We start from the raw sequence: 3,185 nt of genomic DNA, 5'->3' as shown, positions 1-3,185 counted from the left end.
AATGATACGATCATGTTGGCTAATTTTTTTGCTACATGTTGTTTACTCATAGGGGGCCATGGTTCAACTTTTTCTTTATTTACGAGATAAACTTGATTTGTATCAGCACCCATGACGCTTGTGCCATCAGAGTGAAGAGAAACGTCATTAGCAAGAATGAAATCAGCTCCTTTTTCGACGCATTTTTTTTGCGCATTGGTAATGATATCACATGTTTCAGCAGCAAAACCGATGATCAATGAGGGGCGGTTTGGAGCGTGTCCAATCGTTGCTAAAATGTCAGGATTTTCGACCATATGCAAGGATGGCGGTGTTTTATGAGCATTCTTTTTAATTTTGTGTAACGATTGCGTTTGACTACGCCAATCACAAACTGCGGCAACAAAGATGGCACCATCAGCAGGCAATGATTCTTGAACGGCTTGTAACATCTGTTGTGCTGTTTCAACATGAATAGTTTTTACTTCTTGTGGGTCTGCAAGATTAACAGGTCCACAAATAAGTGTTACTTTTGCTCCCAAATGCGCAAGGGCAGTTGCAATGGCATGACCTTGTTTACCCGAAGATCGATTAGCAAGATAGCGCACGGGATCAATTGATTCATGGGTAGGGCCAGAGGTCACGATGAAATGGCGACCAGCGAGAGGCTTTTCACACACATTTAAAAGAGCCTCTATGGCAGCAACAATGGTTAAGGGTTCACTCATGCGTCCATAGCCTGTCTCGTCACGTTCAGCCATATTTCCGATTTCTGGTCCGATAATATGAACGCCATCTGCGCGCAATTGTGCAACATTGCGAACAGTGGCCGGATGTGCCCACATAGCTGGATTCATGGCAGGGGCAATTAAGAGTGGACTGCGCGCTGCTAAAAGAGCGCAATCGGCTAGATCATCCCCTATGCCATGGGCTATTTTGGCTATGCGATTGGCTGTAGCAGGGGCTAAAATGATGAGGTCAGCGTCACGTGCTAGTCTGATATGTCCGATATCCTGTTCTTCTTCGCGTGAAAATAAATCAGTATATACAGTATGACCGTTGAGAGCTTCAGCGGCTAAAGGCGTAATAAATTTTTGCGCTGCTTTTGTCATAATAATGTTTAAGTGTGCTCCATGTTCTTTTAAACGACGAATGAGATCAAGCGCTTTATAGGCTGCAATACTTCCACCAATAATAAGAAGGAGTGATTTTGATTGCAATGATTGCACTTCAGCGGCACTTGCATGAAAGGAGTGTGTGGTAAAAGTGGTGGAATTACTTAAAAGACGACGCGCTTCTTCTTCCATAGAAATGCCATTTTGCGCGGCACGTATGCGCAAAGCTTCTTTAATTTCAGGAGAGAGATTACGAATAGTAATACTGGCCATGGAATACCTACAAGAAACAAAATGATTGCAATGATTTCATTGTTGATATTTTTAGCATATTAAGGAGATTAGAAAAGATGAAAAAAGTAAAAAGTAAAAAAAACGCAACAAAGTGCAATGATAAACAAACTATAACGACCATAACGGTTTCTACGACTTTGTTCAATTGCAAGTTGTTTGAGGGTAGCAGGAGAAAGATTAAAACCTGTTTTTCTCATTTGATTGAAATCTTCTTCTATACGTTGAAAATTTTGTACCAGTTGTGGTGTTTTGCGTGCCAGCGAAAGGAGAGCTTGCGCTCCTTCACTAAAGTCTTTTACAACGCCTACGGGTCCTAAATTTTTACTAATCCATTCTTTGACAACAGGTTCAGAAGCTTTCCACATATTAAAACTGGGATCTAATGTGCGGGCAACACCTTCCACGACAACCATTGTTTTTTGCAGTAATAGAAGTTCGGGTCGCGTTTGCATGTCAAACAATTCAGTGACTTCAAACAACAATGTGAGCAACTTAGCCATAGAAATGCTTTGTGCTGATTGTCCGTGAATTGGTTCACCAATCGCGCGATTGGCTTGCGCAAAGCTTTCAATATTATGATGTGAAGGGACATAGCCTGCTTCAAAGTGGGCGCGGGCTACCCGATGGTAATCGCGTGTAATAAAGCCGTAAAGAATTTCAGCCAAAAAATGCTTTTCTTTTTTTCCAAGTCTTCCTGTAATGCCTAGATCAACAGCAACAATACATCCATCTGAATCGACAAATAAATTACCAGGATGCATATCAGCATGAAAAAAACCGTCACGCAATGTGTGGCGTAGAAAAGATTGAATAAGCGTAACGGCAAGAGCCTGTAGATCAAAACCCGCTTCTTTAAGTTTGGAAATTTCAGATATTCTTATACCATCAATCCATTCCATGGTGAGAACATTACGTCCTGTCCGTTCCCAATCAATATGAGGAACCCGAAAACCTGTATCCTGTTGAATATTTTCAGCCATTTCAGATATCGCTGCTGCTTCTAAGCGTAAATCCATTTCAAGGCGTGTTGTTTGTGCTAAAGTATCCACCACACGAACAGGACGTAGTCTTCGGGAGGAAGGGATATAACGCTCTTGTAAATGCGCAATGAGATAGAAACCTCTAAGATCTTTAGAAAAACGTGCTCTGATATTAGGGCGAATAACTTTTACGGCACATTTTTTCTTATGACCGGTTTCATCAATGTATTCAGCAGGATGAACCTGAGCAATAGAAGCAGCGGCAATGGGAGGATAAAAATTGACGAATAAATCATCAATAGGGCGACCAAGAGAACTTTCAATTTGAGCAATAGCGGCGGTACAAGAAAATGTTTGGACACGATCTTGTAGTTGTGACAAATCGTCTGCAACATTCCGTCCGACAATATCGGGTCTTGTGGCAAGAAATTGACCAAGTTTTATGTACGAGGGTCCAAGCTTATTGATGGCATATGAAATATTTTCAGATCGCTGTTTCTTTTTCGTTTTGCGTCGTGCTAATGCACGCGCGATACGATGACATAACGCTGGAAATCCTTGAAGATCATCATGTGGAAGAGCACTTAAAACACCTTCACGTGTTAAAATCCATCCCGCACGCATCAATTGAAAGTAAGGAGAAATTTGCACCATTTTTAAATTTTCCAACCTGAATGCAGTGCTGCAATCGCACCGGTGAGATTGCGGTACGATACGCGTGAAAATCCTGCTTGCTTGATCATATAGGCAAAATCATCTTGTCGAGGAAATTTACGAATAGATTCAACCAAATACGATAAGCATCGCCATCATTTGC

General features: G+C 41.5%; 3 protein-coding genes. All 3 read right to left on the bottom strand.

The window, feature by feature from the left end:
- On the bottom strand, positions 1-1,367 hold a 1,367-nt coding region (coaBC, locus tag BN338_RS04395), incomplete at its 3' end, for a bifunctional phosphopantothenoylcysteine decarboxylase/phosphopantothenate--cysteine ligase CoaBC (protein ID WP_039759403.1).
- A gap of 68 nt (positions 1,368-1,435) precedes the next feature.
- On the bottom strand, positions 1,436-3,022 hold the full coding sequence (gene ubiB, locus BN338_RS04390) for a 2-polyprenylphenol 6-hydroxylase (protein WP_039759402.1): 1,587 nt from the start codon (positions 3,020-3,022) through the stop codon (positions 1,436-1,438).
- A gap of 2 nt (positions 3,023-3,024) precedes the next feature.
- Positions 3,025-3,159 carry a class I SAM-dependent methyltransferase gene (locus BN338_RS11080; protein ID WP_083868437.1) on the bottom strand — a complete coding sequence of 45 codons (135 nt, stop codon included), beginning with the start codon at positions 3,157-3,159 and terminating at the stop codon, positions 3,025-3,027.
- Between the last annotated feature and the right edge of the window lie 26 nt (positions 3,160-3,185).

The sequence above is a fragment of the Bartonella queenslandensis AUST/NH15 genome (assembly GCF_000312585.1).
Lineage (GTDB): Bacteria > Pseudomonadota > Alphaproteobacteria > Rhizobiales > Rhizobiaceae > Bartonella > Bartonella queenslandensis_A.
Note: the sequence above shows the minus strand (reverse complement) of the source record. Positions and strands in the feature narration are given on the sequence as shown.

Excerpts from the sequence above, each read along its gene's own strand:
- ubiB (WP_039759402.1), bottom strand. The coding sequence starts at position 3,022 with ATGGTGCAAATTTCTCCTTACTTTCAATTGATGCGTGCGGGATGGATT.